Origin of the sequence: Micromonospora taraxaci, from assembly GCF_007830095.1 — a bacterium.
Classification (GTDB): Bacteria; Actinomycetota; Actinomycetes; order Mycobacteriales; family Micromonosporaceae; genus Micromonospora; species Micromonospora taraxaci.
Genome location: NZ_VIWZ01000001.1, coordinates 4,061,497 through 4,081,979, shown reverse-complemented (window position 1 = coordinate 4,081,979; position 20,483 = coordinate 4,061,497). Strand labels below are relative to the sequence as shown.

General features: G+C 69.7%; 23 protein-coding genes and 1 pseudogene. 10 read left to right on the top strand and 14 right to left on the bottom strand.

The annotated features are described in order from the left end of the window. Nucleotides 1-163: 163 nt before the first annotated feature. Nucleotides 164-709 (top strand): TetR/AcrR family transcriptional regulator, encoded by a 546-nt coding sequence (locus FHU34_RS18890; protein ID WP_145782480.1) that lies wholly within the window; start codon nucleotides 164-166, stop codon nucleotides 707-709. 104 nt (nucleotides 710-813) lie between these two features. On the opposite strand, the pseudogene FHU34_RS18885 reads toward FHU34_RS18890, so the two are convergent. Continuing rightward, nucleotides 814-1,186 (bottom strand): annotated as a pseudogene (locus FHU34_RS18885) (transposase); the annotation flags it as partial. Nucleotides 1,187-1,200: 14 nt separating this feature from the next. Here FHU34_RS18885 and FHU34_RS18880 point away from each other — a divergent pair. Beyond that, nucleotides 1,201-1,539 carry a YciI family protein gene (locus FHU34_RS18880; protein WP_145782478.1) on the top strand — a complete coding sequence of 113 codons (339 nt, stop codon included), beginning with the start codon at nucleotides 1,201-1,203 and terminating at the stop codon, nucleotides 1,537-1,539. 32 nt (nucleotides 1,540-1,571) lie between these two features. Here FHU34_RS18880 and FHU34_RS18875 read toward each other — a convergent pair whose 3' ends face one another. Next, the gene (locus FHU34_RS18875) at nucleotides 1,572-1,778 is read right to left on the bottom strand and encodes a hypothetical protein (RefSeq protein WP_208745034.1); all 207 of its coding nucleotides are present in this window, start codon (nucleotides 1,776-1,778) and stop codon (nucleotides 1,572-1,574) included. A 59-nt stretch (nucleotides 1,779-1,837) separates the two neighbouring features. Between FHU34_RS18875 and FHU34_RS18870 the strand changes: the two genes are divergently transcribed. Continuing rightward, entirely contained in the window at nucleotides 1,838-2,506 is a 669-nt protein-coding gene (locus FHU34_RS18870; protein WP_145782476.1) for a class I SAM-dependent methyltransferase, read from the top strand. Nucleotides 2,507-2,627: 121 nt separating this feature from the next. Here the strand turns inward: FHU34_RS18870 and FHU34_RS18865 are convergent, their stop codons facing one another. Beyond that, nucleotides 2,628-3,701 carry a glycoside hydrolase family 43 protein gene (locus FHU34_RS18865; RefSeq protein ID WP_244311727.1) on the bottom strand — a complete coding sequence of 358 codons (1,074 nt, stop codon included), beginning with the start codon at nucleotides 3,699-3,701 and terminating at the stop codon, nucleotides 2,628-2,630. A gap of 64 nt (nucleotides 3,702-3,765) precedes the next feature. Between FHU34_RS18865 and FHU34_RS18860 the strand changes: the two genes are divergently transcribed. Further along, complete coding sequence (locus FHU34_RS18860) at nucleotides 3,766-4,452, top strand: Type 1 glutamine amidotransferase-like domain-containing protein (RefSeq protein WP_145782473.1); 687 nt, start codon at nucleotides 3,766-3,768, stop codon at nucleotides 4,450-4,452. Between the two features lie 13 nt (nucleotides 4,453-4,465). Here FHU34_RS18860 and FHU34_RS18855 read toward each other — a convergent pair whose 3' ends face one another. The 5 genes from FHU34_RS18855 to FHU34_RS18830 all read right to left on the bottom strand — a co-directional run bounded on the left by FHU34_RS18855 (nucleotide 4,466) and on the right by FHU34_RS18830 (nucleotide 7,344). Then, nucleotides 4,466-5,137: an acetoacetate decarboxylase family protein gene (locus tag FHU34_RS18855; protein WP_244311726.1), complete on the bottom strand. Its 672-nt coding sequence runs from the start codon at nucleotides 5,135-5,137 to the stop codon at nucleotides 4,466-4,468. 260 nt (nucleotides 5,138-5,397) lie between these two features. After that, nucleotides 5,398-5,820 carry an SHOCT-like domain-containing protein gene (locus FHU34_RS18850; RefSeq protein ID WP_145782471.1) on the bottom strand — a complete coding sequence of 141 codons (423 nt, stop codon included), beginning with the start codon at nucleotides 5,818-5,820 and terminating at the stop codon, nucleotides 5,398-5,400. Nucleotides 5,821-5,831: 11 nt separating this feature from the next. Further along, nucleotides 5,832-6,089 carry a hypothetical protein gene (locus tag FHU34_RS18845; protein WP_145782468.1) on the bottom strand — a complete coding sequence of 86 codons (258 nt, stop codon included), beginning with the start codon at nucleotides 6,087-6,089 and terminating at the stop codon, nucleotides 5,832-5,834. Continuing rightward, the gene (locus tag FHU34_RS18840; protein WP_208745033.1) at nucleotides 6,089-6,466 is read right to left on the bottom strand and encodes a DUF2089 domain-containing protein; all 378 of its coding nucleotides are present in this window, start codon (nucleotides 6,464-6,466) and stop codon (nucleotides 6,089-6,091) included. Before FHU34_RS18840 ends, FHU34_RS18845 begins: the two co-directional genes overlap by 1 nt. A gap of 212 nt (nucleotides 6,467-6,678) precedes the next feature. After that, nucleotides 6,679-7,344: a TetR/AcrR family transcriptional regulator gene (locus FHU34_RS18830; RefSeq protein WP_145782454.1), complete on the bottom strand. Its 666-nt coding sequence runs from the start codon at nucleotides 7,342-7,344 to the stop codon at nucleotides 6,679-6,681. Between the two features lie 101 nt (nucleotides 7,345-7,445). Here FHU34_RS18830 and FHU34_RS18825 point away from each other — a divergent pair, with 101 nt between their 5' ends. The 6 genes from FHU34_RS18825 (at nucleotide 7,446) to FHU34_RS18800 (ending at nucleotide 12,164) form a co-directional block, all read left to right on the top strand. Beyond that, nucleotides 7,446-8,360 (top strand): SDR family NAD(P)-dependent oxidoreductase, encoded by a 915-nt coding sequence (locus tag FHU34_RS18825; RefSeq protein WP_145782447.1) that lies wholly within the window; start codon nucleotides 7,446-7,448, stop codon nucleotides 8,358-8,360. A 170-nt stretch (nucleotides 8,361-8,530) separates the two neighbouring features. Next, complete coding sequence (locus tag FHU34_RS18820; protein WP_145782441.1) at nucleotides 8,531-9,508, top strand: RNA polymerase subunit sigma-70; 978 nt, start codon at nucleotides 8,531-8,533, stop codon at nucleotides 9,506-9,508. Nucleotides 9,509-9,548: 40 nt separating this feature from the next. Beyond that, nucleotides 9,549-9,983 (top strand): DUF6069 family protein, encoded by a 435-nt coding sequence (locus FHU34_RS18815; RefSeq protein WP_145782434.1) that lies wholly within the window; start codon nucleotides 9,549-9,551, stop codon nucleotides 9,981-9,983. Between the two features lie 80 nt (nucleotides 9,984-10,063). Continuing rightward, nucleotides 10,064-10,687 carry a DUF6518 family protein gene (locus FHU34_RS18810; RefSeq protein WP_145782427.1) on the top strand — a complete coding sequence of 208 codons (624 nt, stop codon included), beginning with the start codon at nucleotides 10,064-10,066 and terminating at the stop codon, nucleotides 10,685-10,687. 328 nt (nucleotides 10,688-11,015) lie between these two features. Continuing rightward, nucleotides 11,016-11,348 (top strand): hypothetical protein, encoded by a 333-nt coding sequence (locus FHU34_RS18805; RefSeq protein WP_145782420.1) that lies wholly within the window; start codon nucleotides 11,016-11,018, stop codon nucleotides 11,346-11,348. 72 nt (nucleotides 11,349-11,420) lie between these two features. Next, nucleotides 11,421-12,164, top strand: coding sequence for a hypothetical protein (locus FHU34_RS18800; protein ID WP_145782414.1), 744 nt, complete (start codon nucleotides 11,421-11,423; stop codon nucleotides 12,162-12,164). A 40-nt stretch (nucleotides 12,165-12,204) separates the two neighbouring features. Here the strand turns inward: FHU34_RS18800 and FHU34_RS18795 are convergent, their stop codons facing one another. The 6 genes from FHU34_RS18795 to rph form a co-directional block, all read right to left on the bottom strand. Next, complete coding sequence (locus tag FHU34_RS18795) at nucleotides 12,205-12,849, bottom strand: dihydrofolate reductase family protein (protein ID WP_145782408.1); 645 nt, start codon at nucleotides 12,847-12,849, stop codon at nucleotides 12,205-12,207. Nucleotides 12,850-12,949: 100 nt separating this feature from the next. Further along, nucleotides 12,950-13,480: a hypothetical protein gene (locus tag FHU34_RS18790; RefSeq protein WP_145782402.1), complete on the bottom strand. Its 531-nt coding sequence runs from the start codon at nucleotides 13,478-13,480 to the stop codon at nucleotides 12,950-12,952. Nucleotides 13,481-13,559: 79 nt separating this feature from the next. Further along, the gene (locus tag FHU34_RS18785; protein ID WP_145782397.1) at nucleotides 13,560-15,068 is read right to left on the bottom strand and encodes a DUF1996 domain-containing protein; all 1,509 of its coding nucleotides are present in this window, start codon (nucleotides 15,066-15,068) and stop codon (nucleotides 13,560-13,562) included. A 332-nt stretch (nucleotides 15,069-15,400) separates the two neighbouring features. Further along, the gene (locus FHU34_RS18780) at nucleotides 15,401-16,588 is read right to left on the bottom strand and encodes an MFS transporter (protein ID WP_145782390.1); all 1,188 of its coding nucleotides are present in this window, start codon (nucleotides 16,586-16,588) and stop codon (nucleotides 15,401-15,403) included. 293 nt (nucleotides 16,589-16,881) lie between these two features. Next, a complete protein-coding gene (bla, locus tag FHU34_RS18775) occupies nucleotides 16,882-17,817 on the bottom strand; it encodes a class A beta-lactamase (RefSeq protein ID WP_145785670.1) in 936 nt (311 codons plus the stop codon). Nucleotides 17,818-17,843: 26 nt separating this feature from the next. Beyond that, nucleotides 17,844-20,453 carry a rifamycin-inactivating phosphotransferase gene (gene rph, locus FHU34_RS18770; RefSeq protein WP_145785669.1) on the bottom strand — a complete coding sequence of 870 codons (2,610 nt, stop codon included), beginning with the start codon at nucleotides 20,451-20,453 and terminating at the stop codon, nucleotides 17,844-17,846. Nucleotides 20,454-20,483: the final 30 nt, after the last annotated feature.

Here is a 20,483-nt window from a genome sequence, read left to right as displayed (position 1 = left end):
CGTCTCCTCGCTTGTCATTCCTCGCCACCCGAAGCGGGTAGCTACACAACCGTAGAGTTACGGTCGCTAAATGCAACACGACTGAGGCGAAAATATTCTGTTCCGCAGCTCACATGCAGAAGATTGCCGGGTAGCTAAAACAGTCGAGTAAGATCGCAGCACCATGAGAGCCGACGCCGCCCGCAACCTAGATGCCGTCCTCCGCGCCGGAGCTCGACTTCTGGCCGAGGACCCCGGCACCTCCATGTCAGCCGTCGCCGCTGCCGCCGGAGTGGACCGCACCACCCTGCACCGCCGCTTCGCGAACCGCGAAGCCCTGCTCAGCGCCGTCTTCCAGGCCAAGCTCGACTCCGCCGAAAACGTCCTCGACGAGGCCCGCCTGACCGAGGCTCCCGTGCCCGTCGCCCTGCACCGCTACGTGGAGGGAATCGTCCCCGTCAGCCGCGAATGGCCTCTCGACACTCGCCGCATGATGCAGAACGACCCTGCCGCCAGCATCCGCCGTCAGGCGCAGAGCGCCCGAGTCGACGCCTTCATCCGCCGATCACGAGACGAGGGATACCTCCGCGGCGACGTGGACATGACCTGGGCGCGAACGGTCCTTGACCAACTCGTCGACGCCGCCGCCCACCAGTTCCCCACCCTGACGCCACCGCAAGCCGCCGACCTCGTCGTAGCCACCTTCATGAACGGCCTCGGCGCGGCCTGACGGTCGGAGCGATCACCACCCGCCTGGCACAGCTGGCGACTACCGGGCAGCCTCCGCTCCCGGCTGACTGAGAACTCCTGACTCTTTGAGTGTTGGAGTCGGCACCAGCAGATGATGGCGCAGGCGAGGGTGAGGACGGCTTCGTGGATGTCGTCGCGGATCTCCCAGCGGATGCGCAGACGGCGGAACCAGTCCAGCAGGGCGATGGTCTGCTCGACGACCCACCGGTCGGGTACCGAGCCCGGAGCCATGTGTGACACCGCGTCGGGCGATGACGGGTGTGATGCCGCGGGTCCGTAGGTCGCGGCGGCACTTGTCGAAGTCGTAGCCGCGATCTGCGTAGATCCGGTCTGGTCGTTGCCGCGGTCTGCCTTGGGCGCCCTTGATTGGTGGGATCTTGTCGACCAGGGGCAGGAGTTGGGTGACGTCGTGGCGGTTGCCGCCGGTCAGGCTGGCGGCGAGGGGGATGCCGCCCGATACGATGCGGGGATATGGGCAGATTCCTCGCGCTCTTTCACGGCGCGGCTGACGAGGCCGGCAAGACCGACCTCACCGAACAGCAGCAGACCGAGTTCATCAACGCCTGGGCGTCGTGGGCGCAGGCCAACGAGAAGGCCATCGTCGACCCGGGCGCTTCGCTGAACGCAAAGAAGCTGGTCACCGCGCAGGGTGTCGAGGACGTCACCGACTCTCTGACCGGCTACACCATTGTCGAAGCGGGCTCGCACGACGAGGCCGTTCAGATCTTCTCCGGGCACCCGCACCTGGGGCTGTTCGTCGGGAACTCCATCGCGGTCCTGGAGTGCCCGCCCCCGCCCGGCGCGCCATGACGAGTCGCGCCAGACGCGCGGCGCGTACCCGATCACGCTGACGCGATCAGGCAGATCATCATGCCGAGCTGAGCAGCGCACGCGGCGCCGAACCACTCACGATCCATTGTGGCGACCGGCTCGGGTGTCCCCGGCGATGGACGTGTCGACGACGTCCTTGAACGCGTGCGCTTGATGCCGAAAACGAAGTAGACCGTCTGGACGGCCACGCCCGCCCGGTCCGCGACCTCCTTGTCCACATGCGAGTCGAACTCTAGAGTGAGTCACTAGAGTCCAACTCTAATTCTTGGAGGAGACGATGGGTCAGCCCGACGCCAGCCAGAGGTCGGAACCGGAGCTCGCCCTCGCGCAGCGAGACCCTGAGGAGGAGTCCGTCCACCGTGCACTGGAGGGCTACTACCGCACCGGTAAGCCACCGTGGGACACCGGCGTGACGCCGCCCGAGCTGGTCGAGCTGGTAGAGGGGCGCGGCGCGCTGCCGCCCGGCCGCGCCCTCGAACTCGGCTGCGGCACGGGGACCAACGCCACCTACCTCGCACGACACGGCTGGGAGGTGGCCGCTGTCGACCTGATCGACAGCGCCGTCGACCAGGCCAGGGAGAAGGCTGCGGCGGCGGGAGTGGCGGTACGGCTGCTGCACGGAGACGCCACCCGCCTCGACGAGCTGGACGTGCCGGGCCCCTTCGACCTGTTCTTCGATCTGAACTGCTACTGCGGAATCCCGCTGCACCGCCGCGACGCCTACGCTGCCGGGCTCACCCACCGCGCCGCTCCCGGTGCGCGGTTGCTGATGTTCGGGTACGGCCCCGAGCCGCTCGGCAATCCGATGCCCGAGGTCACGTCGTGGGCGGCGGGCGTCACCGCCGACGAGCTCCGCGCTAGGTTCCCCGGCTGGGCACTGATCGACGTCACACCGGGCACCAACTCGGTGCCGACCTTCTGGTTCACGCTGCGCCGCGACGCCTAGCAATGTCGACGGAAGGGCGCACGGGCGCCGACTAGCCCGGCTTGCGGGCCAGGACGAGGGGACGGCGCTTGGCCGTGTAGCGCGGAGACAGCTGCCGCCGCACGTCTCCTTGTCCGTGCGATCACTCGAAGAACTTGATGCTGAACCCGGTGTCGGTGGTCGGGCCGGGCACGTTGGCGCGGCGGTAGGTGGTGTTGCCCCACCAGCAGAACGTGCCGGTGTACCAGTACCGGTTCGCCCAGGAGTACGTGGTGCCCTTGGGTACGGCGTGGAACATCAACGGGAACTTCGGCCCGGCGGGCGGGCTCGTGGCGATGTCACCGTTGAGCAGCACGAAGCTGTGGTGGCCGGGCCCGTTGACGTGCAGTGTGGGATCCCAGCCGGCCATCATGGTGGCCCGGTTCGACCCGAAGAGGCAGCCGTTGGACTTGTACCAGTCCCAGACGTACGTCGGGTCGCCGCCGGCGCGCAGTCGCAGGTCGGCCAGACAGTACTGGTCACTCCAGCTGCCATTGGCGGAGTAGACGATGTGGAGCTGCCCGTTGGGGTCCCTGATCGCCTCGGGGGACTCGTTGATGTACGGGTTGCCGACGACGCGCTCCCAGCTCTCCCGTGGTTGGGAGATGACGTACCGATTGCCGGTCGGGGTGAGCGGGTCGCTCATGCGGCTGAGGTAGATGTTCTGTTCGATGTTGGTGTCGCCGGCCCAGCCCGACCAGACGAACCACCGCTGCCCGTTGAAGGTGAACAGGCTGCCGTCGATCGCCCACTTGCCGTCGGGCAACGCAAGCTGCCGCTCTGCCGTGTAGCCGCTGGCCGGCGACGCCGAGTGGATCGCGTACATGCGGTGGGCGGCACCGCGCCCGGCCGAGAAGTAGATGTAGTACCTGCCACCATCGGTGATGATCTCCGGGGCCCAGACCTCACCGAGGTTGCGGGTGTCCGTCCACACCTGGCGTGCGGGTGCGGCGGCCAGCGCGTCGGGTGACGACGCCTGCCGCACGGTGACCCCGCCGTTGAGCGACTGGACGGAGATGTAGGTGGCACCGACGCGGATCACGCTCGGGTCGGCAGCCCGCAGGCTGGTCTGCCCGGCGGTCGCCGGTCCGGCACCGACGGCGGACAGGCCGGTGGCGAGCACGGCAGCCAGCAGGGCGGAGAGGATTCGTGGGAGGGTTCGGTTACCGATGGACACGATCGGGGCCCTTTCCTCGGTCAGCATCGACACTTGTAGATTAGCTTCAGGAGGGCGGATCGGCATGAAGTTCCTTCTCACCTCGGGGGGCATCAGTAACCCGAGCATCTCCGACGCGCTCGTCGACATGCTGGGCAAGCCGATCGCCGAGTCCACGGCCCTGTTCATTCCCACAGCTGTCCACCCCTTCCCCGGCGGGGCGGAGAAGGCGTGGAAGGCGGTTCACGGTCGGGCCGACATCCCGCTGTGTCAGCTGGGTTGGAAGTCCCTGGGGCTGTTGGAGCTCACCGCGCTACCGACCATCCGGGAAGAGAACTGGGTCCCGGCGGTCCGGGAGGCCGACGCCCTCCTCGTCTGGGGCGGCGACGTGCTGTATCTGACGCACTGGATGCGCCAGTCGGGCCTGGCCGACCTCCTGCCCTCGCTGAGTGACACGGTCTATGTGGGGGTCAGCGCCGGGAGCATCGCTGTCACCCCGTACAACTGCGACGCCGAGTTCGATCTCGGGTTCGTCCCGGACGGCAGCGACATGGCGCAGGACGCCGACCGGGCGTTGGGGCTGGTGGACTTCACGCTGTACCCCCACCTCAACCATCCGGACATGGAGGACACCACATTGCCCGACATCCAGAAGTGGGCGTCCGGAATCCCGGTCCCGACGTACGCCATCGACGACGACACCGCCATCGCCGTTGTCGATGGCAGTGTCGACGTCGTCTCCGAAGGCGAGTGGAGACTGATCAACCCCTGACCGGGGCGTCCCGTCAGTCGAGCACCGACTCGCCGCCTGGGTAGGCGAACGACGCGCGCGGCGAGTAGAAACCCCAGACGATGGTCAGCGGGTCGGCCGGGCGCAGTGCGTACACCGGGTGGTCGGGTTCGAGGAACTCCAGCGACTCGACAGCGAACGGGTCGACCGGCGCTGCCACGAACGGGTAGTTGCCGCTGTGCAGCCTGCCGTCCAGCCGGGTGAGGTAGCGCAGTTGGCCCTGGTTGACGGCGTCGCCGGTGCGCCCGACGCGGGCCGTCGTCCTGATCACGGGTACGCCGTCCGCCTCGGTGGTGGCGATCAGCCGATGTCCGCGTACCTCGATGGTGGTCTTGCCCGGGGTTGCCGGCACGCCCCGGGCGGTGGCGTAGGCCCGGACGACCGGGCTTGAGTTGACGTAATGGGTCCACCAACGACCGGGCGTCACACCGTCGGGGGCGTCGACCCCGGAAAGATCCGGCCCGATGTACGTCAGGGAGTACGCGCCGAAGCCGGAGGTCTGGCCGGCGTCGTCGACGACGTACTGGTTCATGAAGACCTGGTGGTTCGGTGCCGGCGTGAGCCCGTCGGGCACCAGGGCGGCCACCGCGTCGGGGTCGGCCGGTAGCCAACCGAAGTAGATCATTCTGCTGTTCACGACGAGCTGCGGAGCGACGAGTTCGGACACGAGGGGTCCTTCCGCTGGGCATCGATACGTAGCCGCGACGCTACGGAGTGGCCCGACGCCCCGACAACGACGGATTGCCGACATGCGAACCGTTTGGCGGGACGCGGCGGAGGGACCACCCGTCCGAGTGGTCCCTCCGCTGGTGTGCTGGTGCGTGGCTAGACTTCAGGTTGGCAGTTCACCTGTGCTCTGCTGCGGCGGGCGCAGCCTCGGGAGGGTGTTCCAGCACCCTCTCGAGGGGCCGTCCCATCGGACGGCGCCTACTCGCAGAAGACCCGCACTGTGGCATCGGGGGAGTCCACCTCCACTGTCACGTCGTCGAGGTGCTCCACGAGCGCCTCCAACTGCTCCGGCTTGAGCTGCGTCAGGTCGATCGGCACGCCCGAGTCGCTGAGTGAGGCGTTGGCCTTGACCAGGGCCTGCGGCGGGACCAGCGCCGCCAGCCGTACGCCGGCCCGCAGCAGTTGCAGTGGCACCCGCACGTTGACCCGCGACGGCTCGCCGTTGTCGGTGGCGTCCACCACCACCCGCAGGTACTTCACCTTGCCCTTCGGTCGAAGGTCGTGACCTGCCACCGCCGGTGCCTGGTCCCGTTCGAGGGCGGCGATGAGCTGCTCCGCCTCCTCTGCGGTGATCTTGCCGGCGGCCAGCATGTCGAGGATGTCCTTGCGTTGTTCGGTCATGCGAACCTCTCCTATCGGATGGCCACGAGCACGGCCAGGCGGCCCTGCTCGATGTCGAAGCGGGCGCCGGGCAGCGCGGAGATGACGCGCCAACCGGCACCGAGCGCCCGCACCACACGGATGCGGAACACGAGGCAGGCCACGATCGCCGCGAGGACGACCAGGACCACGACCGGCAGGAGTACGAGCGCCACGGGGAGCACCGGAACCCAGAAGTGGAGGGGCCGATGGTCCGGGCGGTTGACCTTGACGGTCACCAGCTGCGGCATCACGATCGGCCGTCCAACTCGGCCAACGCCTGCTGGGCGGTGATCTCACCGCGGCGGAGCCGGTCGATGATGTCGGCCCGCGAGGGTGCCGGGTCGGTCTCGACGAAGTCGAGCATCTGCGTGATCCGGTTGAGCCGTGACTTGATCGTCGGGTAGCTCACCCCGAAGATGCGTTCCATCTCCTTGATCGAACCGTGGCAGCGCACGAACGCCGTCACGAAGACCTGGTCCTCGACGTTGAGCTGAGCCAGTTGCGGTAGCTCGAACTCGCCCTCGATCGCGACGCCGTTGCTCGCCAGGCGCACCCGCTCGACGACGAACGGCTGGCCCCGCGTCAGGCTGGTCAGTTCCTGCCAGTCCATCGCCTGCTCTGTCATACCTAAATTTGTACCTCAAGAATCTTTAACTTCAAAGAGGTCCACCTTAACTTTCTTAAGGTCGTGCTCATGGTCGCCTCCGCGCAGGGTGTGATATCCACTCGCCTTCACGGAAACCGGGGTGTCCTGGCTCCTCGGACAGGCCGATTTCACGGAACCCGAGTCGATCTCGCCGGGTGGGGAAACGAACCGCAGCGACGTGCGCGTCGGACTCAGGAGCGCGGCAGGACGCCCACGAGCGACGTGATGATCGCGAGCCGCAGGGCTGTCCGCAGGTCGACATGGTGGACCGCGAGCGCCGGCTCGGACTCGTATACGGCGAGCAGGCTCGGTGGCGGCGAGGCGTAGGCGGACAGCGTGCCAGCCATGAACAGGGCGTGCAGGCAGAACAGCTCGGCGCGGTCGCCAACCTCGGGCAGGTGCCGCCGGACGAGGCCCGCCATCACCGCGAGGTTACCCAGCGAGGCCCGCTTGTGCCGGCGGATCACCTCGACCGAGACGTTGTGCTCGAGCACCCCACCCTGCGCGCCGATGAGGTCACAGAGCACCGTCTGGGTAGCGAGCGACCGGCTGAGCACGTCGGCCGCCTGCTCCGCCCGTTCCATCGCGGACCCGCTCAGGTCGACACCGTGGGCCAGCTCCCGCTCCAGCTCGACCAGCCAGGTCGTCGTCCGGTCGTCCATCAGGTCGAGCAGTATCGCCTCGCGGGACTCGAAGTAGCGCAGCACCGCCGTCTTGGCCAGGCCGACCCGCCGGCTCAGCTCGTTGAGGGTCACCTCGGCCACCGACATCTCGTCGAGCATCGCCGAGGTCGTCTCCAGGATCGCCTGCCGCCGGACCGCACGCTGCTCCTCGCTGCGCGCCCGCTGGAACGTCATGACGCCAACCCTAGCTTAGGTACCGGCGGTCTCTTGACAACGTACCGGCGGTACTTTAGCGTTTCAAGCATAAGTTACCGGCGGTACATTGGGGAGCAGAGATGAAGTGGACCGAGCAGCAGATTCCGCGCCAGGACGGCCGGGTGGCCGTGGTCACCGGCGCCAACACCGGACTGGGCTTCGAGACCGCCCGGCGGCTCGCCGAGCGCGGGGCGTCGGTCGTGCTGGCCGTGCGCGACACCGCGAAGGGCAAAGTGGCCGCAGCCCGGATGAACGGCGACGTCTCCGTGCGGGAACTGGATCTGACCTCGCTGGACTCGGTGCGCGCCGCCGCGGCAGGGCTGCGCGCCTCCCACCCGCGGATCGACCTGCTGATCAACAACGCCGGCGTGATGTACACCCCGAAGCAGACCACCCGCGACGGCTTCGAGATGCAGTTCGGCACCAACCACCTGGGCCACTTCGCGCTCACCGGCCTGCTGCTCGACCTGCTGCTGCCCGTGCCCGGCTCGCGGGTGGTCACGGTCAGCAGCACCGGCCACCGCATCCGCGCCGCCATCCACTTCGACGACCTGCAGTGGGAACGTTCCTACGGTCGGGCCGCCGCCTACGGCCAGTCGAAGCTCGCCAACCTGATGTTCACCTACGAGTTGCAGCGCCGGCTCACCGCCCACGGCACCACCGTCGCGGTGGCCGCGCACCCCGGCATCTCCAACACCGAGCTGGTCCGCAACACCCCGGCTGTCGTCCGCCGACCGGTCACCCTGCTCGCCCCGGTGATCACCCAGCCCGCGACGGCGGGCGCGCTGCCCACCCTGCGGGCCGCCACCGACCCGTCCGTCCTCGGCGGGCAGTACTACGGTCCCGACGGCCTGGGTGAGGTGCGCGGCTACCCGAAGTTGGTCACGTCCAGCCCCGAGTCCTACGACCTGACCGTGCAGCAACGCCTCTGGGCCGTCTCGGAAGACCTGACCGGCGTGCGGTTCCCGGTGGGCCGGGCAGCCGCCGCGGCGTGACAGTGCCACGGGCAGGTAGGTGGTCCAGCTCGCGGCGGGACCTGAAGAGGTCCCGCCGCGGCCGAAGGGGTGTTGTGCTGACGAACCCCGTTCGCCGAGCCCGGTGATGAGTTTTCCGACCCGGGCCCGTCATACCTGGGACAGGACATGACGAGGCGGAGGATGACGTGATGAGTGCGAATGTGAGGGACCTCGCCGAGGTCGACGAGCCGGAGTTCACAGGGCTGGCGCAGCGGCACCGGCGGGAGCTGCACGTGCACTGCTACCGGATGCTCGGGTCGTTCGAAGACGCCGAGGACACCGTCCAGGAGACGTTCCTACGGGCCTGGCGGCGGCGGGAGACCTTCGAGGGGCGGTCGACGTTCCGGGCCTGGCTGTACCGGATCGCCACCAACGCCTGCCTGGACTTCCTCGCCAAGCGCCGCCCGGAGCCGGCGACCGGTGGCGAGGCGCGCTGGTTGCAGCCCTACCCGGACCGGCTGCTCGACGAACTGCCGGCCGGCGACGCCGACGAGCCGGAGGCCGTCGCCGTCGCGCGGGAGACGATCGAGCTGGCGTACGTGGTCGCCGTCCAGCACCTCGCGCCGCGCCCACGGGCCGCGCTGATCCTGCGCGACGTGCTCGGCTGGCCGGCGAAGGACGTCGCGGAACTGCTCGGCGACTCCGTCAACTCGGTGAACAGCGCGCTGCAACGGGCCCGCGCCGGCATGCGGGAACACCTGCCCGCTGAACGGCAGGACTGGACCGGCGGCGACGAGGACGCCGGGACCCGCGAGTTGGTGCGCCGCTTCACCGAGGCCAGCGTCGCCACGGACATCGGCCAGCTCACCACGATGCTGCGCGACGACGTGCGCTGCTCGATGCCGCCCACGCCGGGCCTGCACGTCGGCCGTGACCCGGTGCTGAAGGACTGGATCGACGGCGGCTTCGACCGCATGACGGGCCTACGCGGCGTCCCCACCTCCGTCAACCGGCAACCTGCCGTCGCCTTCTACCACTGGCGGGAGCGGGAGAACGCGTACCTGCCGCTGTCGATCGACGTCCTACGCATCACCGGCGGGGCGATCACCGAAGTCACCATCTTCGACAGCGGTCAGTTCCCGAGGCTCGGGCTGCCGGAGCGGCTGCCGGCGCAAGGCACGGAGTAGTGCCGTTGTCCGCCCGTAACCGAACCGATGGAGCACTGACATGACCAGCACGAACGCAGCCCCCGCGTCTACTCAGACCAACCGCCGCATCCTCGGACTCGCCGGCACCGGCCTCGTCGCCACCCTCGCGGCGATGGTGGCCACCACAGCCGCCGCTGCGCTCGCCCAGGCCGCCGGCGTCAACTTCGAGATCCCCGACGGCGGCGAGGCGATCCCGCTGGGCGGGTTCGCCGTGGTGACCGGCTTCTTCTCAGTCGTCGGCATCGTCATCGCCGTCGCTCTCCTGCGGTGGAGCGCCCGCCCCGCCGAGCGGTTCCTCTGGACGGCCGTGTCGCTGACCGCGATCTCGCTGGTCCCGCCCCTGCTCGCTGGGGCGAACACCGCCAGCACCGTCGCCCTCCTGGCGCTGCACCTCGTACCGGCGGCGGTGGTGATCCCCACCCTGACGCGAAGCCTCCGCGCCCGGGCCGGTTGACGGCTCACCCCGGCGGCCCCGACCCTTCGGGTTGCGGGGGCCGCCGGGGTGGTGCCGCATACTCGGTATGCTCTGTGATCATGCGACCTGGTGATCGGACGGTGGCGCTCGCCTCCGTGGTGGGCGGCTTCCTGCTCGGCGTCCTCGACTTCTGCTGGATCAAGTGGCTGCCGTTCCCCGTCGCCGAACTCGGCAACTCCACCGCCACCTGGGCGGTTGCCGCCTTCTTCTTCGGATACTGGGTACGGTCCGGGCGGCTACGCGCCGCGCTCGGCGCCACCGCCCTGCTCGTCGTCGCGGTGCCTAGCTACTACCTCGCGGCGGCACTCCTGCAAGGCGACGACCTCGCCGTGCTCTGGTCGCCGTCGTCGCTGGTCTGGATGTTCTTCGGGGTGCTCGCGGGGGTGGTTTTCGGCACCGCGGGAATCTGGGCGCGTGGCACGGGCTGGTGGCAGGTCGTCGGGGCGGCGCTGCCGGCAGCCGTGTTCTTCGAGGAGGCCACCCGGTTCGCCGGCAGGGCGACCGACCCCGACTACTCCTCCGGCGCGTGGTGGAACGTCGCCATCGACCTCGCGCTGGGCCTGCTGATCGTCGTACTGATCGGCGGTTCCTACCGTCGGCGGGCACTTGTCGTCGCGGTGGCCGTGCCACTGGCCGCCGCGATCCTGGCGAGTTTCGCGCTGGTCGGCGGGGCGCTCTCCTAACACCCTCGCGCCGCACCGCGCGCCCAAGATCCGCGCAACTTCCGGGATGTTGCTGCCTCCGGCAGGCAGGAGACACCCACATCCCTGATGTTGTGCGGATCCGCCCGCGCCGTCGGCGCGCAGCGACCTGGCCACGCTGCTCGTACTGCTGCTGATCTCGGCCGTGCTACTGGCCTTGCTCGTCTGCTGCGGCGCCGCCTGGCTCTACAACTGATCCCGGCTCGGCCTGGCAACCGACGGGGCCCCGCCCGTTGCCGCCGTTGCCGTTCTCAGGCGGCCGCCCGACGTGCACCTGCTGCGCGGGCGTCCGTCGGATAGCCTGTCGCCCATGGAATCCGTGGACGTGGTTCTGGCCGTCGCGTGCCTCGCGGCCAACCTGGCCATGGCCGCCGTGCTGCTCTACCGCAGCCGTGGCGGCACGCAGGTACCCCGGATCTTCGGCCGCTCACAGCCCCTCCCGCGCCTGCGGGCCGCTATGCATCTCTGCCTGGGCCTCGGGCTGGGCGGTGGCTGGCTCGTGAAGGACCTCTTCCCGCCCCACTCCACAGGCGACACGCTGCTGTTCAACGTGGTACGGATCCTGCTCGTGGCTGCCGTCGTGACGGCCCTGCTGAGCGCCTTGCGGCACCCGCGATCCCATTCTGACGGGGCCGCCCGCTAGGGGAAATAGTGTCTCCCCGCAATGGCGAGAACCGTTACGCTGCCCCGGTTGTCGATCAACGGGGGTTGAGCCATGGTGCGTAGATGGATGCTCGTCGGGCTGCTGGTTCTGCTGGCAGGCTGCGACTCGGGCGGCAAGGTCAACCCGGCGCCGGCCCCCGCCGATCCGCTCGCGCAGGTACGCGCCGCAGCCGCCAAGACCGCGGGGGTGCCCGCGCACCTGACGTTGAGCGTGCCCAACGTCGAGGTTGCCGGTGACACTGACCCGGTCGGCAGGACGCTGGCCCTGACGGTTACGACGGGTACCGGCAGCGAGACCATCGAGTCCAAGGTGCGGGTGGTCGGCGACGACGCGTGGATGACGCTGGGCAAGACCTACCTGCCGAACCTCGACCCGACGAAGTTCATCTGGTTCCCGACATCGGACTTCGCCGCAGCGTCACTGCTGCATCTGGGGGACACGTTCGATCCGGCGGGGATCAAGGGCCTCTCTGCGGCGATGACGACCGCCACGCGTACGGGTGAGGGCGTCTACGCCGGCAAACTCGACTTCACAGTGGCGTCACCGGGGGTGTCCCGGGGCCTGCTGCCGGTGACGGCCGAGCAGTTGGAGCGCCACGGTGGCCTGTCGCAGTCGGTGCCGTACGAGGCGTCGGTGGACCCTCAGGGCTACCTGACCGCGCTGACGGTCACACTGCCGACCTTCGCGAGCACCGCCAGGTTCTCCGCGTTCGCCAAGCCGGTCGCGATCGGCAAGCCAGGGGCGACGGAGGTTGTCGAGGTGCCGGACGCGCTGCGGCGCTTCCTGTCGAGGTAGGCGCCACGCCGGTGCCAACGGCGGTTCCCCCGGTGCGACGTCAGTCGTCGTGCCGGGCACCGCGATCGGCTGCGGCCATGTCGCCCGTGGCGGGCGTGCCGTCGGCCAACCCGTAGCGCAGGTAGACAGTGCCCTTCGCGCTGGCCACCGGCGGTTCGAGAAGCGTGAGGTTCGTGGGCACCTCGCCACCGTCGAACACCTTCTTCCCGACGCCGAGCACGATCGGGTGCACCCACAGGTCCAGGCGGTCGAAGAGCTTCTCGCGCAGAAGGGTCTGCACCAGGTTCAGGCTCCCGACGACCTTCACGTGCTCGTGCCGGTTCCGGATCTCGCGCACCGCGCCGGCCAGGTCCGGGCCGAGCTGGGTGGACCCGGCCCACGAGAGGTCGGGCGTGCCCCGGGAAGCCACGTACTTCGGGACGCTGTTGAAGAGCGTGGCGATGTCGTCGTCCTGGCCGCCCTCCTGGTGCGGCCAGTAGGCGGCGAAGATGTCGTACGTCCGCCGGCCGAGCAGGAGAGCGTCGGTGCCTTCGTAAGCTGCCGCGACCTGCGCTCCGGCGACCTCGTCCAGCAGTGGCGCCTGCCAACCTCCGAACGGGAACCCCGCCGGGTCCTCCTCGGGACCGCCGGGCGCCTGCGCGACGAGGTCGAGGGTCGCGAACAGCTCGATGTGGACGAGGCCCATGCCCTACTCCTCACGAGGTGGTTGTGTCGACCCAGAGACTAGACCGGTGCGGGAGCGTGGATCCGTCATCAACTCGCCCGGACGGTGGCGCGTCCGCTGATCAGTCGGCGCAGGGCGTGAACCGGCTCGACCAGCCCTCGTCGGGCCGCCCGTCGAGGGCGAACAGTTCGAAGCCGTTGCCGTCGTGGCTGACGAGCAGCGTGTCGCCGAACTCGTACGGGTCGGGGGCCTCCTTCTCGTGCCGATCCGCGGACGCGCGTTTCCCGAAGTCGAGTCGCACCCACCAACGGGGGTCGACGTTCTGGTCGCCTTCGTTCTCGTATTCGCTGAGCAGCCACGTGCCGTCCGTTGACGTGGGCTTGCGGCCGTCGAAGTAGGTACGCCAGATGAACTGGTCGGTCCACGTGTGGCTGAGGTCGCGAAGGAGGTGCGAGAGGTAGGTGTCAGACATCGGTTCGACCCGCGACGACCCGTCCTGGCGCAGGTCGATGCGGTCGCCGGAGGAGCCGCACCAGGCTCTCGTCAGGTCGGCGTTCGTGGGGATCGGCGGGGGAGTGGCTGGCGTACAGCCGACCGCGAGGGTCGCCACCAGGGTCAGCGTGGCCGTCGCGGCACCAGTCTTGATCCACACGCCGGCCACTCTAGGACCCCCTCCCACAGACGGACGGCCCCCGCACCGGAGTGCGAGGGCCGTCTCGGTCAGGCGTCGGTCAGCCGCCGGCGAAGGTCACCTCGGTGCCGCACTTGGCGTTCTGGTTGAGGCAGGACTTCACCAGACCGCCGAGGCGGGCGGGCTCCCAGGCGTTCATGAAGTCACCGTGCATGGACGACGGCTTGCCGGAGGAGAGGCTGAGGCCGTCACCGCCCAGCGACTGGTAGTTCACCATGAAGGACAGATCCGGCACGGCCACCGGGTACTTGCCGGTGCAGACCCCGTTCACCGGGTCGCCCATGTGTGACTTGTGGTCGGGCGAGTCGATGTTCTTGCCGTCCCAGCAGTCCTTGAACACGAGCTGGAAGATGAGGTTGCCGCCGGGGGCGCAGACCGGCCAGTTGCCGTCGGCGCTGCGGCCGATCTCGGCGCTGCCGGCGCACCAGAACTGGTTGCTGCCGGCGTTTTTCGGGGTGTCCACCTGCTTCTTCGCGTCACCCTCGACGACCCGCAGGCCCGGCGGGAACGGCTTGACGGTCGACGGGTCCTTGACCCGCGAGCCGTAGTAGACGCGGAAGCTCTTGACCGGCACGGCCTTGCCGTCCTTGCGCAGCTCCGGGACCCAGTAGGCGCTGTTGTCGCCCGGAGCGTTGCAGTTGGTCGTCGCGGAGAGCAGCTTGTCCGTCGTGGTGAAGGCGTCGATCTTCGTACCGAAGAACGTGTGCATGTGCGAGGCGCCGGGCAGGCCGGGCACGACGATCGGGTCGTCCGGAGCGGAGTTTGCGACCTCGCAGTCGGTGTGGAACTCCGGGACCCGGGTGGTGCCCGGCGTCACTGCCTTCGGCGTGATCGCGTTGAACGCGGCCAGTTCCCTGTCCCATCGGGCCTGGTCGACAGGCACCCAGCCGCCGGCCGGCGCGCTCGGCGGCACCGACGCGGAGGCGGACGACGACGGGGTGGCGCTCGGGGTGGCCGAGGCGCTCGACGACGTGCTCGGCGTGGCCGAGGCGCTGGGCGAGGCACCGGTCGCGGGGCCGAACGTGAACCAGTTCAGGTTGACGAAGTCCGACGTCGACGTGCTCTTCAGCACGGCGAAGACGGTCTGCGGGCCGGCCGGCACGCTCGACGCCTTCGCGGCGACGGTCGTCCACTTCTGCCAGCCGCCGGTCTGGGCGATCGGGAAGCTGGCCAGCACCGCGCCGTCCTGCGCGCCGAGGCGCAGTTCGACGGTGCCACCGGCGGAGTTGTGCGAGGACACCCGGGCGGTCAGGTCGGCACCGGTGATCGACACGCCGTCGTACCGCAGCCAGTCGCCGTTGGCCAGCCAGCCGACGTTGCGGCCGCCGTCGGCGTCGCCGGTGCTCTCGGTCTGCGCGCCGGACTGCGCTGCGAAGGCCTCCGCCTGGACCCGGCCCGGGACGGCGACCTCCTCGGCCTGGGCGCCGGCGATGTAGATGCCGCTGGCGGTCAACGCGGCGGCGACCGCGCCGGCCAGCGTGAGGCGGGTGATACGACGACGCTTGCGCGCCCGGTCCGGCGGTGCGACATGCGCGGGGGGAGTCCGCATTACCAATTCTTCCTTTGGGTCGACGGCACAGCTGATGGCGAAAAGAAGTATGAGTGGGTCGGGGGATTCGCATCAACTCGTGGGCGAAGATTTAAGGAGATCATTTTAGATGCGCGCTGGTGGCCGGCCTGCTGGCGGCGAATAACAGTTTTTCGGGTGCCCGTTCCTTATATTTTCTTTAAGCGCGCTGCCGGGTCGGACCGCCCGTCAGGTCTGTAAGCTGGGCGTGCGCTTGCCGACCCCACTGGTGAGCGGCAGGCCGACGGATGCAATCCACTGTGATTCTGCCGACCGCCAAAAACGGTAATGTGTGAGCGGTCAAACCATTCCGCTCATCCGCCGTGGTCCGCGGCAGCGAATTCGGGGCGGGTCGCTTTTCGGGCGACGGCAACCATGACGAGGGTGCTGAGCAACGCCGCGACGGGGGCGAGCGCCAGGCCGTAGCGGACGCCGTTCGCCACCACCAGACCGGTGAGCGCCGAGCCGGCGGCGCTGCCGACGGTGAACGCGGTGGCGACCCAGGCGAACGCCTCGGCGACGGTGCCCGGCATCGCCAGCTCGTCCACCTTGAGGAAGATGGCGGTCAGCGTCGGCGGTAGGGCGAGGCCGCTGATCGCCAGCAACACCGCCATCAGGGCCGGCGGCGGGGTCAGCAGCAGCGGCACGAAGCCGAGGGCCAGCCCGGCGGTGAGCAGCGGCAGACGTCGCGCCCCACCGGGCCGTGCCCGGGTGTAGAAGAGGCCGCCGACCAGGGCGCCGGTTGCCTGGGCGGCGAGCAGCCAGCCGGCCAGGTGCCGGTTTCCGGCTGCTTCCGCGTAAGCGGTGACCGCCACCGCGATGCCCCCGACCGCCGTCCCCGCGCCAGCCACCCCCACCAGCAACACCGTGAGCCGATGCACCCGCAGCGGGCCGGCCCAGTGCCGTGCCGCCGGAACACCGCGCCAGGCGCGGACGGCGGGAGCCCGCACGAACGCGATGGTCCCGGCGAGTTGCAGTAGCGCGGCCACGACCAACCCCGCGACCGGGCCCCCGACCGCCACCGCGAGCAGCGTGCTGAGCGGGCCCACCACAAAGATCACTTCCTGTACGGCGACATCCAACGCGTACGCGGCCGGCACCGCCGTCGGAGGTAGCAGGTCCGGCCACAGCGAGCGCAGACACGCCTCCAGCGGGGGAGTGCCGAGCCCGGCGACGGCGGCACCGACGGCGGCACCGCTCGCACCGAACGCGCCGGTGGCCACGAAGCCGAACCCGACACCGGACAGCACCGCCGAGAGGCACAGCACTGGCGGCTGACGCCAGCGGTCCACCGCCCGCGCGAGCAGCGGCGTACCCACCGCCATCCCGGCGGTGTACGCGGCGACGAGCAGGCCGGCCGCTACCAGGCTGAACGACTCCCGCGCGAACAGCAGGAGGGCGAGCGGGCCGGAGGCCGACGGCAGCCGACCCAGCTGGGCGGCGAGCAGAACCCAGAGCACCTGCGGGGCACGTAGGACTACCCGGATACCGGTTGAGGACACGAGACATCGCTCCCGATGCGATGGAAGGAATCAAGGACCAGCGGGCAACTGCCAGCACGGGTCAGGGAGCGAAGTCGGACCGATCGTGATCGTTGCCGTACAGCGGCAGAGCGGGCACGGCCCACCGGGCGTACGACGCCGCGACGGCCTCCACCGGAATCACCCGCTGACGGTAGCGCACGAATCCGCCCCGGTGCTGGCCCGGCGGAGCTGGTGTCCGCCGAACCGTTCGCCTCCGGGGTCGTCCTCCTGACGTACCGCCCCGTCGACGACACCCCGGTCGCCCCCTGAGGTCAGAGTCGGGCGACGACCACTCTGGTGGCCTCGGCGATGAGGGCGTCGTCGGGAGTGGCGTCCTTCGTGTCGCGGCTGGACAGCACGGCCAGGACGATCGGGGCGCGATCGGGCGGCCAGATCACCGCGATGTCGTTGCGGGTGCCGTACCCGCCGGTGCCGGTCTTGTCGCCGACCACCCACCCGGCGGGCACCCCGGCGCGGACCAGCGCCGCGCCGGTGGTGTTACCCCGCAGCCAGCCGCGCAGGACGTCGCGGTCCGCGGGCGTCAGGGCATCCCCCACGGTGTACGCCCGGAGGTCGCCCGCCAGGGCCCGCGCGGTGCTGGTGTCCCGCCTGTCGCCGGGTGTCGCCTCGTTGAGCGCGGTCTCGTAGCGGGCGGCGTCGGTGGTCGTGTCGCCGACCGCCCGCAGCTTCCTCTCGAACCCCTCCGGCCCGCCGAGGTGGCGCAGCAGCAGGTTGCCGGCCGTGTTGTCGCTGTAGCGCACGGCCGCGTCGGCGACGGCGCGCAGGCTCATGCCCTCGGCGACGTGCTTCTCAGTGATCGGTGAGTGCGCCACCAGGTCCCGTGCCGGGTAGCGCACCACCCGGTCCAATTCGGCGTCCGTGGTGTCGTCCAGCACCTCGGCGGCGGCCAACGCCTTCCACGTCGAGGCGTACGCGAACCGTTCGTCGGACCGGTGTTCCACAGTGCGGCCGGTGCCGGTGTCGACGGCGTAGACACCCAACCGTGCCCCGAACGTCTTCTCCAGCCGTTGGAACTCCTGCTCGGCGGCCGGCGACGCGGTGGTGGTGGGCGGCGGGGCGGCGGCGGTCACCTCGGGGCTCGGTGTCGGGCGCGCCTCGGGAGCGTCTCCGGTGCTGCACGCCGCCACCGCCACCACTGTCGACGCCGCGACCATAGCGGTCGCCAGACATCGGACAGGGATCCTCATCATGGTTCCTCCTCGGGTGCCGTCGGTCAGGGCAGGATCTCGACGTACCCGTCGCTGCCGTGCACGCGGATCCGCTGTCCGTCGTGGATCAGCCGGGTGGCGTCGAGGACGCTGACGACAGCCGGCAGGCCGTACTCCCGGGCGATCACCGCACCGTGCGTCATCAATCCGCCGACCTCCGTCACCAGGCCGGCGATGCCGACGAACAGTGGCGTCCAGCTGGGGTCCGTGTGGGCCGTGACGAGGATGTCACCCGCTTCGAGATCGGCCTGGGCCATGTCCAGGATGACGCGGGCGCGTCCTTCGACAGTCCCGGCGGACACCGGCACACCGATCAGAGCGCCGGCCGGCACGTCGTCACGGCGGTAGGCCCCGGTGAGGACCTCGCCGTCCGAGGTCATCACCCGGGGAGGCGTCAGCGCCTGGTACGACCGGAAGGCGTCACGGCGCTGCCGGATCAGGTCGTCGTCCAACTGGTGCGAGCGCACGACCTCGTGGAACTCCTGGAACGTGAGGTAGAAGACGTCCTCCCTCTCGGTGAGGACGCCGGCCCGCACGAGGCGTTCGGCCTCGTCGAGCAGGGCCTGCTTGTAGACGAAGTAGCGGCTGACGATGCCGTACTTCGGGTACTCCCGATAGCCGACGAAGGTCCGCACCCGGTCGATCATCCGCTCGGTCTCGTCGGCCTTCTGCTCCCCGTCCGGCAGCGCCCGCAGGCGCGTCAGCACCTCCTGCGCCTTCTCGCGCGCCTGCTGCTGCCCCTGCTCGAAGCGCCTCCTGGCAGCACCCGGCTCGAAGAGCCGGACGTTGTCGAGGATCACCGGCACGAGTGTGCTGGGACGTTCGCTCCACCGTGGCCTGGTGATGTCGATCTCCCCGACGCAGCGCATGCCGTACCGGTCGAGGTACGCCTCGATGGCGTCGCGCGCGGTGGCCCCGCCCGGGAGTTTCGGCAGCTCGTCGAGGAAGCCGTCGTCCTCGACGCCGCGCAGGAACGCCACCACCTCCGGATGCGGACGGATCTGGTCGGCGACGTCCAGCAACGCCAGCCCCATCTCCGACGTGATGTTGCCGGGGGCGGACAGGGTGAGGGTGTCCGCCGCGTTCTTCTCGCCCAGCCACTCGTACAGCCGGTCGTTGAGCCACCAGGTGGCCTCCATGCCGGCCATGATCGCCTGCATGTTCAGCGGCTCGGCGAGGATCCGTTTGTGTTCCTCGAAGGCCTCCAGCAGGAAGTCGAACAGCGCCGTACCGGTCACCGTCGCGATGTCCCGCCGCAGGGCGGCGAGGGACGCCTCGTTGCGCTCGATCAGCTCGGTCACGATGGCCGGGTCGGTCTCGATCGACGCGCCGCCGGTCGGCAGCCTGGCAGGACCACCGTCGTCCACGGGCGTCGTCGGAACGAAGCCCGGGCGGTCGAGGAGCGTCTGCAACGCGTCCCTCATCAGTGGGTCGGACTTCCCGACCATCTCCAGGAACCCAGCGCGGCCCGGCGACGCCAGCAGCCGGATGGCGTCGACGAACAACCTGCCGCCGGCCTCCAGCATCGGCGCCATGGCCGTCAACTGCCACATGGACAGGCCCAGCGGCCTCATGGCGTCGGTCATCATCTGCTGGTGACCGACGGAGAGGTAGACGTGGTTCTCCTGGTCACCGGCCGGGGGTACGGGGAACAGCGTGGTGATCGGCCGGCTCTGCACGATCAGGAAGTCGTCGTCGACCAGGCACCATTCGATGTCCTGCGGACGGCCGAAGTGCGCCTCGATCCGTCGCCCGAGCCGCACCAGCCGCACGACCTGCGCCTCGGTCAACGCCGGCTGCTCCTGCCGCTGCGGGTCGATCGCCACCTCCCGCGTACCGCCGCCTGGAAGAGGGACGACGGCACGCTGTTTGGCGGCCACCGCCCTGGTGACGACCTCGCCGTCGCGCACCGTGAAGACGTCCGGGTTCACCAGGCCGGACACCAGGGCCTCACCGAGGCCGAAGCTGGCGTCCACCGTCGCGACCCTCCGGTCGCCCGAGACCGGGTCGGCAGTGAACAGGATGCCGGCCGCGTCCGGAAAAACCATCTGCTGTACGACGACAGCCATCTGCACCGCACGGTGGTCGACGCCGTTGCGCAGCCGGTAGACGACGGCCCGCTCGGTGAACAGCGACGCCCAGCACCGGCTGACGTGCCGCAGGATCTCCTCCGGCCCCACCACGTTCAGGTAGGTGTCCTGCTGACCGGCGAAGGAGGCCGTGGGGGAGTCCTCGGCCGTCGCGCTGGACCGGACGGCGTACGCCGCCTCCTCGCCGAACCCCGCGAGCGCGCCGGTGATCGCGGCCACCAGGTCGCCCGGGATCGGGGTCTCCTCGATGCTCCGGCGGATCTCCGCGCTGACCGTGCCGATCGCCTCCCGGTCGTCCGGGCCGAGGCGTGAGAGCTGGTCGAACAGCTCGTCGACCGACGGGGTCTGCGCCATGACCCGCCGGAAGGCGGTCGTCGTCACGCAGAACCCGGCCGGCACGCGGACCCCGTCGATCCGCGACAGCACGCCCAGGTGCGCGGCCTTGCCCCCGACGACCGCCACCTGCGTCTCGTCAACCTCCCGGAGATCCACCAGCGTTGCGAGGTCGCTGCGGCCCTCGTCCATCGACAACACACCCACGTCGTGCCCCCCGTT